This is a genomic window from Collinsella sp. D33t1_170424_A12 (assembly GCF_015554865.1).
Classification (GTDB): domain Bacteria; phylum Actinomycetota; class Coriobacteriia; order Coriobacteriales; family Coriobacteriaceae; genus Collinsella.
In genome coordinates this window covers 1-14,420 of record NZ_JADNJJ010000035.1, presented here as the reverse complement: position 1 = coordinate 14,420, position 14,420 = coordinate 1, and the positions used below count along the sequence as shown (strand labels likewise).

Below are 14,420 nucleotides of genomic sequence, written 5' to 3'. Positions count from 1 at the left end.
CCCGGCCGTACGCGGTAGCTCCGCGGACGGCCGGGCCGGTTTTGCCTCTTGACAATGTTCAACTCATATTAAAGGGACAGGCACCAATTTGAGGCGGGGCGCTGAAAAGCGATATGGAGCAGGAGGATGCGAGGCTAGTCGATGCGCGTGTACGCGCCAACCGCCCCCTGCGCGCGAACCGTCGCGACCATGTGCCGCGGCACCGCGTACGCCGCGCAGCTGCCGATCACGTTGCCGGCAGCGCGCTTTGCGTCGTCGGCGCCGCTGCCCGTAGCGTAGGCATGCTCGAAGCGCTCGAGCATCGCGACGTCGTTACCGCCGTCCCCGTAGACGGCGACCTCGGAGAGCTCGATACCCAGGTAGCCGGCAAGCCATTCGAGCGCGGCGCCCTTATCGACGCCGGCGGCCGTGATCTCGAACATCACGGGGTTGAACGGCGCATTGGTAGCCTCGCGCTCATGCTCGGCCAGAAAGGCCTTGAGCTCCGCCTCGAGACCGGGGTCCGCGACGCGGGCGTTCACCTTGCAGATATCATGCGCCACGACGTCGTCGGCGCCCTGGCCGAACACGCAATCGGATCGCATCTGACGACGGCGGATGCGCAGCGCAGCCATCTTCACCTGGGAGGCGACGCCGCCCTTCGCCACGAAACCGGACATCAGGTCCTCGAAGGAGCCGGTCACATACGTGCGATCGAGCCCCACGCACTCCAGGCACGCGCCTGGAAACGCTTCGACGAGCTCCTTCAGGAACGCCGGGTCGATGGGATAGCTCTTGATCGCGCGGCCCGACCGATCGAGCACGATCGCGCCGTTGGAGCAGACCGCCTCGATCGGCACGCCTCGAAATCCGAAGTCGTCGGTCGAGCGCATGGCGCGCCCCGTCGCCACGGCGAAATGGGCGCCGGAAGCGGTGACGGCCTTCAGCGCCGAGCGGATGGCCGGGTCCATCATATGGGCAAGATTGAACAGCGTTCCATCGAGGTCGCTGGCAAACAGCTTGATCATGCGTTCATCCTCCTGCAGCACGCGTCGCGATTCTTCACCCATGATACGGCAAGGCCCCGGCGATGCACGCCGCCGGACGATAGGGCGCGGCATCGCCATCCCAAGGCAAAAGACGAGAGCGGTTCCGGTCCGCACCCTAGCCCAGCGCCACGTCCAGCACCATCATCAACACGAATCCGGCGATCACGCCCAACGTGCCCACGTTGGAGTGCTCCCCCAGGTGCGCTTCGGGAATGAGCTCCTCGACCACGACGTAGATCATGGCACCCGCGGCGAACGCGAGCATCCACGGCATGAACGGCGTGATCCAGCCAGCCGCCAGCACCACCGCGATGCCGAAGACCGGCTCCACGATGCCCGACAGGCTCCCCATGAGAAACGCCTTGCCCCGGCCCATGCCCTCGCGCGCAAGCGGCAGCGATACGGCGGCGCCCTCCGGGAAGTTCTGCAGCCCCATCCCCACGGCCAACGCGATCGCCATGCCCAGATAGGCGTCGGAAGCCGCACCGGTGGCCTGGGCGGCCATGGCGAACAGCAGGCCCACGCTCATCCCCTCGGGAATGTTGTGCAGCGTGACGGCAGAGACCAGCAGCGTCGTGCGCTTCCAGCTCGTCCGCACGCCCTCGGGCTCCGCGCTCTCGGGATGCAGATGCGGCAGGAAGGTATCGAGCGCGAACAGGAAGGCGACGCCCAGCAAGAAACCGCCCGCCGCGGGAATCCAACCGATCTGCCCGAGCTCCTCGGCTTGCTCGATCGCCGGATTGAGCAGCGACCACACCGAGGCCGCGATCATGACGCCCGCAGCGAAACCCAAGAAGATGTGGTGCATGAATCTCCGGTCGCTGCGGAAGAAAAATACCATCGCGGCGCCCGCGGTGGTCATGAGCCAGGTGAAGCCGCAACCCATCGCCGCCCACAGCAACGCCTGTCCAAATGTATCGGTCATCGTAACGCCTCCTTCGAAGCACGGTTTTCACGTACAACGGACCCGTCGCGGCACATGTCCACGCGCCGTCCGCATCGGCAGCCCGAGCTGCTAGCACAGCACCGCCCGCACGCGCGGATAGACCTCGTCGAGCGTGTCGAACATGCGGCCCATCGCGGCCATGCCGAACAGGCCCGCCACCTCGGGCACCAGGAACACATCGGACGAGCAGCTCAAGCGGCCGTCGTCCTCCAGTACGAACGTCACCCAGCGATAGGCGCCGTTGAGCGCGTTGACCAGCTCGAGCGCCTGCGCGCGCAGACCGGGGGCGACGCATCCCAGGTTCTCGACCTCCAGATGCGCCCCTCGATCGTTCACGCGCAGCAAGATGGTCGTCGCCGGCAGATGGGCGCCCTCCCATCCCACGCGCACGGTATCGACGAGGTTCTCGTCATCGATCGGCGTATCGCTTCGATAATCGATGCCCGCATCGCGCAGGCTGCCCATCAACGCAAGCGAGTTGTCATACATATGCCACGCCCCCTATCGCCGGGCCGGCTCGCCGTAGCGCGGCGCGGCCCCACGTCCGATCCTTGATCTTTTCGTCCTATCCTACACTACGGCACAAGCTTTGCATCATTTTGTTTCCCATGGCTAACCTTTTATGGAAACCACGCGAAGCGACCCCGATCTTCGCAGCTCACATGCACTACCGCTCCCCGTCCGCTCACGGACGGCAATTGCAAGCTCCCATGCATACGGCTACATTTGAGTGTGGAGTGAATTTGTCACGGCGACGGTGCGCGCCAATCTGGTCACGCGCCCAGGATACCTGTGAGAAACTTGTCATTCCATCCATGGCGGCCCGCGCGTCCACGCCTCCGGGCATGGCGATGCGCCTCGGCCGGCCGTCTATCCAACGAGTATGGGAGCGACAAGCAACGCTATGATCTTGGACCGCATTGCATCACCTGCAGACGTGCAAGCCCTCGACGCATCCGGGCTCGTCACGCTCTGTTCCGAGCTGCGCCACGCGATCCTCGCGTACTGTGCGCGCGAGGGCGGGCACGTCGCATCCAACCTTGCCGCGGTCGAGCTCACGGTCGCCCTGCACCACGTGTTCGACGCCCCGCGCGACCGCATCGTCTTCGACGTCTCGCACCAAACCTATGCGCACAAGATGCTCACCGGGCGCGCCGGCGCCTTCCTCGATCGCGACCGCGCGGACGAGGCATCGGGGTTCGCCAATCCGCGCGAATCCGAATACGACCTGTTCTCCATGGGCCACACCTCCACATCGGTCAGCCTCGCCTGCGGCATCGCCATGGCGCGCGACCTCGCGCACGAAACATACCGCGTGGTAGCCGTCATCGGCGACGGCGCGCTCTCGGGCGGCCTGGCCTTCGAGGGCCTCGACGCCGCGGGCGAACTCGATACCGGCATGGTCATCGTCATCAACGACAACGACCAATCCATCGCCGAGAACCACGGCGGCCTCTACAGGCGCCTGGCCGAGCTGCGCGCCACGAACGGACAGGCAGCCGACAACCCCTTCCGCGCCCTGGGCCTCGACTACCGCTACGTCGAGCACGGCAACGATGTCCAAGCGCTCGTCGACGCACTCGAGGAGCTGCGCGACACCGCGCATCCGGTCGTCCTGCACGTGCATACGCGCAAGGGGGCGGGATTCGCCGCCGCCGAGGAGAACCCCGAGCGCTGGCATCACGTGGGGCTGTTCGACCTCGATTCGATGCAGCCCGCCGGAGCGCACGGCGCCCCCAACACCTATGCCGAGATAACCGGCGCCTTCCTCATGGATGCCATCGAACGCGACCCGAGCGTCTGCGTGCTCAACGCGGCAACGCCCTACATCATGGGCTTCGACCAGCAGCGACGCGCGAAAGCCGGCCGCCGGTTCGTCGATGTGGGCATCGCCGAGGAGCACGCCGTCACCTGCTCGGCCGCCCTCGCGCTGCAGGGCGCATCGCCCGTGTTCGGCGTCTACGGCGTGTTCCTGCAGCGCTGCTACGATCAGCTCTGGCATGACGTCTGCCTCAACAACGCGCCGGCAACCATTCTGGACTTCGGGGCCTCCATCTTCGGCACCACCGCCGAGACGCACTTGAGCTTCTTCGACCTCTCCATGCTGGGCAACCTGCCCAACCTCGTGACGCTGGCCCCCACCTGCCAGGAGGAGTACCTGGCCATGCTCGGCTGGGCCATCGAGCAGCGCGAGCACCCCGTGCTCATCCGCGTCCCCGGCACCGGCGTCGCCTCGCGCCCCGATCTGGCGCCCGCGGCCGACACGGCTATCGACTGGAGCATCCCGCGCTACCAAACCGTGCGAGCGGGCTCAGAGGTCGCTATCATGGGCCTGGGGGATTTCCTCCCCTACGCCGAGCGTATCGCCGATGCCGTCGAAGCCGAGCTGGGCGTCGCCCCCACGGTCGTCAACCCGCGGCTCGCCAGCAGCGTCGACCGCGCCGCGCTCGCCCGCCTCACCTCCACCCACCGCGTCCTCATCACCCTTGAAGACGGCGTCGTCGAAGGCGGCTGGGGCCAGCAGGTCATCGCCGCCGCCGCGCGCACCGGGCTGCGCATGAAATGCTACGGCATCTCCAAGGCGCCGGGCTTCCCCGACCGCTATGCCCCCGAAGAGCTACTTGGGCAGCACGGCATGTCCATCGCGCAGGTCGTAGCCGACGTGCGCGACATGCTCCGGGCATAATCGCACCGCCAGCGCACCCGCGCGCAGCGCCGCAAGGCCATCGAGCATCCCGGGGTCCGACGGGACGTCCATATGCAAACAAACAGCCTGCAGCACGAACTCGCGCTGCAGGCTGCTGTATATCGCTCCACATCGTCAACGGCGGCCGGCGGCCGGTATCCGGTGGCGGGCGCGCCCGCCTCTACGCCAGGCCCAACGCCATGCCGGCCAGGTGCACGAGCCAGGCCGCGATCCAAGCAACGCCGATCTGCAAGACGAACACCGCTAGCGCCCACTTCGCGCCCAGCTCGTTCTTCACCGCACCGATAGCCGCCACGCACGGCGGGTACAGAAGCGTGAACACCAGGAAGACATAGGCCGTCAGCGGCGTGAACAACCCGGTGAGGGCGGCTGCGGACTCGGTTCCCAGCAGAACCGAAAGCGTCGAGATGACGCTCTCCTTTGCCAGCAATCCGGTCACCAGAGCCGTGGAGGCGCGCCAGTCGCCGAACCCGAGCGGCGCGAGCAGTGGCGCGAGCAGGCCGCCCAAACCGGCGAGCAGGCTCTGCGACTGATCAGCCGCCACGTTGAGCTGGAAATCGAATGTCTGCAGGAACCAGATCACCACGCTCGCGGCGAAGATCAGCGTAAAGGCGCGCGTGATGAAGTCCTTCGCCTTATCCCACGCAAGCAGGACCGTCGTCTTCATGCTCGGAAAACGGTAGTTCGGCAGCTCCATGATGAACGGCACGGGCTCGCCGCGAAACGCCGTCTTCTTGAAGATAAGCGCCACGACCATCCCCGCCACGATGCCCAGGAGATAGAGCGACACCATCACCGGAACCGATGCCCTGCCGAAAAATGCCGCCGCGAGCAGGCCGTATACCGGCAACTTAGCCGAGCAGCTCATGAAGGGCGTGAGCATGATGGTCATCTTGCGGTCATGCTCGGAAGGCAGGGTGCGCGTCGACATGATGGCTGGGACGCTGCAGCCGAAGCCCACGAGCATGGGCACGAAGCTGCGACCCGAGAGGCCGAACCGCCGCAGCACCTTGTCCATCACGAAGGCGACGCGCGCCATGTAGCCCGAATCCTCGAGCATGGAGAGAAACAAGAACAGCACCACGATGAGCGGCAGGAACGACAGCACGCTGCCGACGCCGGCGAAGATGCCGTCGATCACGAGGGAATGCACCACCGGGTTCACGCCCCAGGCCGACAGGCCGCCGTCCACGAACGCGGTCAAAGCCGAAACGCCCTCTTCCATAAGCCCCTGCAGCCAGGCGCCCACCACGCCGAACGTCAGCCAGAACACCAGGCCCATGATGAGGATGAAGGCGGGGAACGCCGTGAAGCGACCGGTCAGGATGCGGTCGATGGCCACGGAGCGCTTGTGCTCGCGACTCTCATGCGGTTTCACCACGCAACGCCGGCAGGCCTCTCCGATAAATGCGAAGCGCATGTCGGCGAGGGCGGCGAGCCGGTCCTTACCCGATTCCTCCTCCATCTGCGCGATGATGTGCTCGAGCGCCTCGAGCTCGTTTTGGTCGAGGGCCAGCGCCTCGCGCACCAGCTCGTCTCCTTCGACGAGCTTGGTCGCCGCGAAGCGCAGCGGGATCCCCGCCCGACGCGCATGATCTTCCACCAGATGCGCCACGCCATGGATGCACCGGTGCAGCGCGCCCCCATCCGGCCCCTGGGAAGCGCAGAAATCGAGCCGGCCGGGGCGCTCGCGATGACGCGCCACATGCAGAACGTGCTCGATCAACTCGCTCGTACCCTCGTTGCGTGCAGCCGAGATGGGCACCACGGGAATGCCCAGGATGCTCTCGAGCAGGTTCACGTCGATGGCGCCACCGTTAGCGGTCACCTCGTCCATCATGTTGAGCGCGAGCACCATGGGTCGATCGAGCTCCATCAGCTGCATCGTGAGATACAGGTTGCGCTCGATATTCGTCGCATCCACGATGTTCACAATGGCATCGGGCCGGGAGGTGAGGATGAAGTTGCGGCTCACCACCTCCTCGCTCGTATACGGCGAAAGCGAGTAGATGCCCGGCAGGTCGGTGATGGTGGCCTCGGCATGGCCCCGAATGACGCCGTCCTTGCGGTCGACCGTCACCCCGGGGAAATTGCCCACATGCTGGTTCGAGCCCGTAAGCTGGTTGAAGAGCGTCGTCTTGCCGCAGTTCTGGTTTCCCGCCAGGGCAAGCGCCAGCGGTTCGCCCGCCGGAATCGGATGCTCGCCGGGGCGCGGGCGGTACGTTTTCTCGCCCAGCGCGGGATGCTCCGTATCGCCGATCTTCGCGTTCACGCGGTCGTTTCCATGCGCCTCGTGCACGTTGGCCAACGAGATGCGCGCGGCGTCGGCGCGGCGCAGCGTGAGTTCGTAGCCGCGCAGGCGAATCTCCAGCGGATCGCCCATGGGAGCGTACTTCATCATCGTCACCTCGGTACCGGGCGTGAGCCCCATATCGAGGATATGCTGCCGGAGCGAGGCATCGTCGCAGTCCACCGCGGTCACCACCGCATCGTGCCCGATCTCGAGCGCGTCCAGGTGCAGCGGCCAGGTGCAGGATGCGGCGCCCGGAGATGGAGCCGCATCCTGCACGCGGCCGCCCGCGACGGCCGCATCGGGCATCGCCGTGCGCTGCACGGCCCAATCCCCGGAGCGGACGGCCTCCCTGTCGCGCGTTCTCTCTCGATGCATTCCGATTCCCCTTGTCACGCAGGCGACGCCCGAGCGCTCGCCCGGACGACAATGTTAGCTTCGGTTGTTTCCCAACCATGATAGCGCCCTTCTTCTCCACCCATTCATGCAACCTCGCGATTCCACGGCCTATCCCCGTCCGAACCCACGCGTTCCGCCCTTTTCGACCAACCCGATGCAGTCGTAGGGCATACACCGTCATGCCAGATAGAAGACGCCCAGCGCGGACACAGCCAAGAGTGCGAACGCGAACGCGAGCACCGGGCACGCCGGACGCGCGCCGAGGAAGACCGCGTTCATCGCGATATGCCACGATGGGCGACGCCAACACGGACGAGATCGCGGGCACATCGAACGCGCCCTGGCGAATCCATCGCAAAAACTGCAGCATAAAACCCATGCTCTGCCCGGTCTCCCGCGATAGGCGCGGCTCCTTTCGCCGCACCCCCATGCACATGGTCGCAGCGCTGCACCACGGCAGCCATCGGTTTTGCCTACGCAGCCCTGACGGTTTCGTCACATTCGCAACGAAGATCGAAGAGCGCTACCATGGGGCCATCCCAACCATCTCGGAATCAGCGAAAGGTGGCTCCTACATGAAGCTCGCAGTTCCCTCCATCGGTGAAGGCGGCCTCGACGCCCAGCGCTCGGCCCACTTCGGCCATGCCGATTGCTTCACCATCGTTACCATCGAGGACGGCGCGGTCGCGGACGTGCACGTCATCGCCAACCCGCCCCACGCGGAGGGCGGCTGCATGCGCCCCGTGGGCATCCTCGCCGACCACGGCATCGACGCCATCGTCGCCGCCGGCATGGGCATGCGCCCCATGCAGGGATTCGCCAACGCCGGGATCACGGTGCTCTACGATGCAGACGCCCCGCTCGTAGGCGACGTCGTGCAACGCGCCGCCGCGGGAGAGCTCGCCGCCATGGGTCCCGAGCACGCCTGCCACCACTAAACCGACCCCGCCCCGTAGACGCAAGGAAGCCGCCCGCGCGCGACCACATGGCCGTACGCGGGCGGCTTCTCCCTACATCCATCCTGTACCAGGCGCATTCGCGCCATGCAGCAAAGGCGAGCGCCCGAGGCCCTAGGCCTCGATGACCGCGCCGCCCTCGGCGGGATAGTCATCCAGGCGATACGACCTCAGCGCCACATCGTCGTAGGTGTTGAAATAATACGTACGCGTCGCCGCCGAGAAGCAGCTCGAATAGAGCGTGCGCTCCAGCTTTCCGTCATGGGAGACCGCCCCTCCCTCGACCATCGCAACCTGGGAAAGCGAATGGAACATGCGGCTCACGTTGGCCGCTTCGCCGTCCTTGACGGGATAGTTCGCGTTCACATAGGCCGCGCGCACGAACCGCGAGGGAGAGCTGTAGTCGCCGGGCAGGCCGCGCTGGGCGGCGCCGGCTCCAAAGGGGGCGAGCTCCACGCCGAAGGAACCCGACCCTCCCCAGGCGTTCGAGACGTTGAGGTAGTTGCGCAGGTTCTCGGCATGCCACGCGAAGCCCGGATGGTTGGCCAGCACATCGACCGTATCGTCGAACACCTGCATGCCCGCCGCCGTGTACTCCACCACGATCGAGCGCTTCGCATCCCCGATGATCCAATGGAGCGGCGACGACGGATACCGTGGGTTCACCGAGCTGTCCACGACCACGGCGTCCCCCAGCGCGCGCTCCACCTCGTCGACCGAGGCGAAGTTGGCGCATACCCACAGCGGAAACTCCCAGGCGGCAACGTTCACCTTGCCCTCAACGGGCGCCGGCTCGTAGGCCGCGTAACCGTTGAAGTTCAGCCCGGCAACGGCCAATCCGACGTCGTTGCCGGCGTCGAACAGCATGGGCTGGCCTTCCTCGACCAGGCCCATGCCCATCAGCGCGTGCTCGACGCGCGGCGTCGCGCCGAAGGGGGACGCCGGGGCGAACCCGCGCGGCACCACCAGCACCCGCTCGCCGTAGTCGAAGGTCCAATCCAGATTCCTGCCGAAGTACATGGATCCGCTCGTATCGCAAAAACGCATGCCGGTGCACATAGCGCGCCACCCTTTCTCTCACGCTCGGCACCGCCTGCGCCGAAGCACGTTGCATCCATGTGTACCCGTTCGGCCACACGCTAGCCATCGCTGTGGCAAATCGGCTGGATTTAACCAAGAACCGACCGTGCATCTGGTCTACGGGCGCGGCGGGACGATGCAGTCGTAGCGAACGGCCTTGCCCGACAGCGAGCTGCTCGGCTTCACGTCCGCCAGATAGGGCCCCTTCACCGGGCGCTTCACCACGACCTTGCGCGGGTGAACGGCGAGCGCGGCGCGCAGCAGCTCCTCCTGATTCGAACAGGGTCGCTCCAGATGGTGCAGCAGCTGGAACTTCTTCTTTACCGCCGCGCTCTTCGTGCGCTCGGGAAACATGGGGTCCAGATACACCACGTCGGGCGCAGGGGCCAGGTGCGGGAGTGCCGAGATGCTGTCGCCTTCAACCAGCGTCATGCGCGCCACGATGGAAGCCAGGCGTCCATCGCCCGCGGCGCGCTCGAGCGCGTCGCGCAGAAGGACCGCGATCACCGCGTCGCTCTCATACATCACAACCGTGCAGCCAGCGGCCGCCAGCAGCAGCGAATCCTGCCCCAAGCCCGCCGTGGCATCCGCCACCACGGGTGCGGCCACCCCTTTCACCTTGGCGGCGCGCACGAGCAGCTCGCGCGCGAGGTTGGCCGGGCGCAACCGGGGCAGCATATCGGAGAAATCGCCGCGCAGCACCATGCCCCCGCGTTCGAGCGACAGCCCCCCGGCGCCCAATCGCAGCATCAAGCCGTCATACACCTCGAGCCCATCGGCCGCGACCATCCGCGCCCCCGTCGACGCGGCCACGCGCTCGGCATACTCGAACGAAGCGCCCCCATCGACTGCCAGCAGCAAGCCATCCTGCAGAGAATTCGTCATATCCATCCTCTCGTCGCGCACCGCGCAACGGCCGTCCCTACTGCCCCAGATACGCCCGCAGCGCCGGCAGCGCCGCCAAGCCGTCTCTCCTACCAACCTGGTAGACGTCCTCGAGCACCTCGGGGTCCTTCACCACGGCAGGCACCTTCACCGATTCGCTCGGGCGAATCACGAACGCCTCGCCCGCCGCCTCGAGCTGCGCGATCTCGTCCAGCTGCGCGTTGTAGTGTTCATGCCGACGATCGAGCACCTCCGCCATCTGCGGAAACTTCCTAAGCGATCGGCGGATAAGCGGCATGAGCGGCTGGTGCTCCTTCCGGAACCCCTGCGGCTGCGTGAGCACCACCACGCATCGGTCGTACCCCTGCGCCCGCATCCACGTCACCGGAATGGGATCGGAGGCGCCGCCGTCAAGCAGGCGCAGCGTGCGCCCCTCGTATTCGAGCTCGACCGGGCGCGACACCACGGGTATCGACGCGGACGCGCGGATCCACTCGATATCGCGCTCATCGCCGTACAGCAGATCACGGTAGACCGGCCGGCCCGTATCGGCGTCGGTGCACACGACGGAGAAGCGCATGGGATTCTTCTCGAACGCCTCGCTGTCGAAGATATCGAGCTCGAACGGAACCGTATGGTAGGCGAAATCCTTGCTGAACAGGTCCCCCGTGCGCAGCAGCACGCCCAGGCCCGCATAGCGCGGATCGTTGCAGAAGCGCTTGTTATAGCGGATGGCGCGGCCGATCTGGCGCGACTTCAGGTTGCAGCCGAAGGCGGCTCCGGCAGACGCGCCCACCGCGGCGTCGACCTCTATGTCGTTCTCCATCCAGATATCGAGCACGCCGGCGGTGTACATGCCGCGAAACCCGCCGCCCTCGAGGACCGCGCCCGCACTCGGACGCGCCGAGGCATCCCGTTCCACCCTATCCACGTGCGACACCCCGCCCCCGCTTCACGTTGTACTTCCAGATCGCGTGCAGGCCGCGCAGCGTCAGGGCCTCATCCAACACGGTCTCGTGCGCCAGCAGCGGCGCCAGGCCGGAAGCGCCGTCGCCCGTCACCACCACCGGGGCTGCAGCGCCCAGCTCGCGCATCACGGCGTCGACCAGGCCGTCGATCCGCGCTACCTCGCCCAGGACCACGCCCGACTGCATGGCCGAGCAGGTGTTGCGGCCAATCACCGAAGAGGGCGCGCGCAGCTCGATAACGGGCAGGCGCGCGGCGGCGGCCGCCAGCGAGCGGGCGCCCAGGGCCACGCCGGGCGCGATCACGCCGCCCGCGAAGGCGCCGTCGGCGTCGACCACCTCGATCGTGGTGGTAGTGCCCAGGTCGACCACAACCACGGGGGCGCCGTAGGAAGCCCGCGCTGCCACCGCATCCGCCACGCGGTCGGCACCCACCTCCGACGGGTCGTCGCAGCGCATGGGGATGCCCGTCTTCAAGCCCGGTCCCACCACGTAGACGCGCCCCGTGCAGGCCCGCGTCAGCGCCTGGCGCCACGCATCGGTCAGCGATGGCACCACGCATGCCAGGATGGCATCGTGCGGGACCCCGATGCCGAGCATATCCAGCGCGTGGACCACCTGAGCGTACACCTCGTCGGCGGTAAGGCTCGCAGGAGTGGTGAGCTCCCACGTACCCCGGATCTCGTCCGCGCAAAACACGCCCAGGCGCGTCGTGGTATTGCCCACATCCACCGTCAGCACCGGCGACTGCTCGTCGCGCGCGTCCATCTGCTCAGCCATACAACCCCTTTCAGCAGCGTCCTCGCCCGCGCACGCCGTGCGGGCGAGGACCGTGCAAAATGAGCGCTTCGCTCGTTTCGTTCGAGTCTATACTATAGCGGTCCTTACCGCCGTAACCCGACTCTCCACCAGGGAGAGCGGATATACGAAGGAGTTACAACATGAGCTCATCGAGCACGCGCGAATCGTCGCGCGCGCAGCTGAGCGCCGCCGGCATCGTCGTCGGCTGCATCGGCTGCATCGTCATCACGGCGTCGTCCGTGTACACCGCCCTCAAGATGGGGGCGCTCCCGTGGCCCACCATCTTCACCTCCATCACCGCGCTCGTGGTGCTGCGGGCGCTGGGCAAAACGAGTTTGAACGAAGCGAATATCACGCAGGTCATCATGTCGGCCGGTTCGATGGTCGCCGGCGGTTTGGCGTTCACCGTCCCGGGCATCTGGATGCTCGGACGCGCCGACGAGGTCGGCGTGCCCGCCCTGCTCGCAGTCGCCCTGGCGGGCACGCTGCTGGGCTTGGTATGCACGGCCCTCATCCGCCGCAGGTTCGTGGACGAGTCGGATCTGGAGTACCCCATCGGCACCGCCGCGGCGGAAACGCTGCTTGCAAGCAGCGCGGGCGGGAAGACGGGCAGGAAGCTGTTCGGCTCCATGGCGCTCGCCGGCATCTGGTGCGCGCTGCGCGACCTGGCGGGAGCGATTCCCACCATGATCGGCGCGCTGCCCATCCCGGGCGTGAGCTTCGCGCTCTACAACTCCCCCATGCTGTGCTCGGTCGGCTTTTTGGTTGGCGGCACGGCCGTGGCCGTATGGTTCCTCGGCGCCCTGCTGGGCAATTTCGGCATCATCGTAGGCGGCACCGCCGCGGGGCTCTGGGATGTCGCGAGCGCGCAGGGCATCGTATCGAGCCTGGGCATGGGCCTCATGATGGGCTCCGGCTTGGGCGTGGTCGCACGCGACATCCTGCCCAAGGTCGTCGCCGCCCTGCGCGGCCGCGCGAACGCGGGTGCACGCGGGTCGAGCCGCAGCGAAAAGCAGCAAGGCAGCGGCCGGGGATCGAAGGCCCGGCGCGCGACGCTCGCGGTCGGGCTGGGTCGCGCCGACGCGGGCGCGCTCGGCATCATAACGGCCGCGGCAGCGCTGCTCGTCTGCTTCGGCATCGGCCTGTCCCCGCTCGCCTGCCTCGTCGTGGTCGCGCTGGCGTTCGTCACCACCATCATGAGCGCCCAGTCGGTGGGCCAGACGGGTATCGACCCCATGGAGATCTTCGGTCTCATCGTGCTGCTCGCCATCGCCGCCCTGGGAGAGTCGAATCAGGTCAAGCTCTTCTTCGTCGCCGCCGTCGTCGCCATCGCCTGCGGCCTCGCGGGCGACGTGATGAGCGACTTCAAAACGGGCGCGATCATCGGAACGGACCCGCGCGCGCTCTGGCGCGGGCAGGCCATCGGCGCCCTTCTGGGATGCGTGGTCTCGGTCGTCGTCATGACGGCGCTCATGCACGCTTACGGCGCGGATGCGTTCGGTCCCGGCAAGCAGTTCGTGGCCGCCCAGGCGAGCGTCGTCGCCACCATGGTCTCAGGCATCCCCAGCGTCCCCGCCTTCGCCCTGGGCCTTGTCGGCGGCATCGCGCTCTACTGCCTGGGTGTGCCCTCCATGATGCTCGGCCTCGGCATCTACCTGCCGTTCTACATGTCGCTCACCGCGGCGTTGGGCGCACTCGTCAAGTTCGCCTACGACCGCATCGCTGGACGTCGGGCCGGGTGCTGCGACCGGCCCGCGAGCGACCCTGCCGCCGGCACCGTCGACGGCCCCGAGACCACGCACGAGGAGAGCGGCATCATCGTCGCTTCCGGCATCCTTGGCGGAGAATCCATCGTGGGCGTCCTCATCGCCCTCGTATCCGTTGCGAGCGGCCTCCTCGGCTAAGGCACCGCCCGGCGCGCGTCGCCTGGCATGCGGCGCGAGCCGCACGCCGTGCGAGATCGAAGGAGCATCTCGAGTCCCCGCCCCTTACGTATGGGTTTCGACTACATGGCTGCCGCCAAACAGCCGAAACCCATACGTGCAACCCGGCGCCTTCTTTATGCGTATGGAAATCGGCCGCGTAGCTGCCGCCAAGCGGCCGAAACCCACACCCCCGTGGCCGCCGCCAAACAGCCGAAACCCATACCCCCGTGGCCGCCGCCAAACAGCCGAAACCCATACGTGCAACCCGGCGCCACCTCTATGCGTATGGAAATCGGCCGCGTAGCTGCCGCCAAGCGGCCGAAACCCATACGCATGGGGAAGGGCGCACATTAGGGACGCAACCGCGCCCGCCACCCGGGGCCCGCGCGGCGGCGTCCGGCCCCTTGGGCTACGCCGGGACCTCGGCTAGCGGTCCAT

The 14,420-nt window shown here is 66.9% G+C and carries 11 protein-coding genes; 3 read left to right on the top strand and 8 right to left on the bottom strand.

Annotated features, from left to right (window positions below):
* Nucleotides 1–134: 134 nt before the first annotated feature.
* The 3 genes from I2E26_RS01725 to I2E26_RS01715 all read right to left on the bottom strand — a co-directional run bounded on the left by I2E26_RS01725 (nt 135) and on the right by I2E26_RS01715 (nt 2,463).
* Nucleotides 135–1,007 carry an HAD-IIB family hydrolase gene (locus tag I2E26_RS01725; protein WP_195419375.1) on the bottom strand — a complete coding sequence of 291 codons (873 nt, stop codon included), beginning with the start codon at nt 1,005–1,007 and terminating at the stop codon, nt 135–137.
* A 136-nt stretch (nt 1,008–1,143) separates the two neighbouring features.
* Nucleotides 1,144–1,953 carry a ZIP family metal transporter gene (locus I2E26_RS01720; protein ID WP_147588576.1) on the bottom strand — a complete coding sequence of 270 codons (810 nt, stop codon included), beginning with the start codon at nt 1,951–1,953 and terminating at the stop codon, nt 1,144–1,146.
* A 90-nt stretch (nt 1,954–2,043) separates the two neighbouring features.
* Nucleotides 2,044–2,463 (bottom strand): YbjN domain-containing protein, encoded by a 420-nt coding sequence (locus I2E26_RS01715; protein WP_147588575.1) that lies wholly within the window; start codon nt 2,461–2,463, stop codon nt 2,044–2,046.
* A gap of 415 nt (nt 2,464–2,878) precedes the next feature.
* Here I2E26_RS01715 and I2E26_RS01710 point away from each other — a divergent pair, with 415 nt between their 5' ends.
* Nucleotides 2,879–4,660, top strand: coding sequence for a 1-deoxy-D-xylulose-5-phosphate synthase (locus tag I2E26_RS01710; RefSeq protein WP_195419374.1), 1,782 nt, complete (start codon nt 2,879–2,881; stop codon nt 4,658–4,660).
* 181 nt (nt 4,661–4,841) lie between these two features.
* On the opposite strand, the gene feoB is transcribed toward I2E26_RS01710, so the two are convergent.
* On the bottom strand, nt 4,842–7,349 hold the full coding sequence (feoB, locus tag I2E26_RS01705; protein WP_229056327.1) for a ferrous iron transport protein B: 2,508 nt from the start codon (nt 7,347–7,349) through the stop codon (nt 4,842–4,844).
* A gap of 596 nt (nt 7,350–7,945) precedes the next feature.
* On the opposite strand from feoB, the gene I2E26_RS01700 reads away from it, so the two are divergent.
* Nucleotides 7,946–8,308 carry a NifB/NifX family molybdenum-iron cluster-binding protein gene (locus tag I2E26_RS01700; RefSeq protein WP_147588625.1) on the top strand — a complete coding sequence of 121 codons (363 nt, stop codon included), beginning with the start codon at nt 7,946–7,948 and terminating at the stop codon, nt 8,306–8,308.
* 132 nt (nt 8,309–8,440) lie between these two features.
* On the opposite strand, the gene bsh is transcribed toward I2E26_RS01700, so the two are convergent.
* The 4 genes from bsh to I2E26_RS01680 all read right to left on the bottom strand — a co-directional run bounded on the left by bsh (nt 8,441) and on the right by I2E26_RS01680 (nt 12,036).
* Nucleotides 8,441–9,385, bottom strand: coding sequence for a choloylglycine hydrolase (bsh, locus tag I2E26_RS01695; protein WP_195419373.1), 945 nt, complete (start codon nt 9,383–9,385; stop codon nt 8,441–8,443).
* 138 nt (nt 9,386–9,523) lie between these two features.
* Nucleotides 9,524–10,291, bottom strand: a complete 768-nt coding sequence (locus tag I2E26_RS01690) for a class I SAM-dependent methyltransferase (RefSeq protein ID WP_195419372.1) — start codon at nt 10,289–10,291, stop codon at nt 9,524–9,526.
* 37 nt (nt 10,292–10,328) lie between these two features.
* Nucleotides 10,329–11,222: a patatin family protein gene (locus I2E26_RS01685; protein ID WP_370551419.1), complete on the bottom strand. Its 894-nt coding sequence runs from the start codon at nt 11,220–11,222 to the stop codon at nt 10,329–10,331.
* Nucleotides 11,215–12,036 (bottom strand): type III pantothenate kinase, encoded by an 822-nt coding sequence (locus tag I2E26_RS01680; RefSeq protein WP_229056326.1) that lies wholly within the window; start codon nt 12,034–12,036, stop codon nt 11,215–11,217. Before I2E26_RS01680 ends, I2E26_RS01685 begins: the two co-directional genes overlap by 8 nt.
* A gap of 161 nt (nt 12,037–12,197) precedes the next feature.
* On the opposite strand from I2E26_RS01680, the gene I2E26_RS01675 reads away from it, so the two are divergent.
* The gene (locus I2E26_RS01675; RefSeq protein ID WP_195419371.1) at nt 12,198–13,961 is read left to right on the top strand and encodes an OPT/YSL family transporter; all 1,764 of its coding nucleotides are present in this window, start codon (nt 12,198–12,200) and stop codon (nt 13,959–13,961) included.
* The last annotated feature ends 459 nt before the right edge of the window (nt 13,962–14,420 follow it).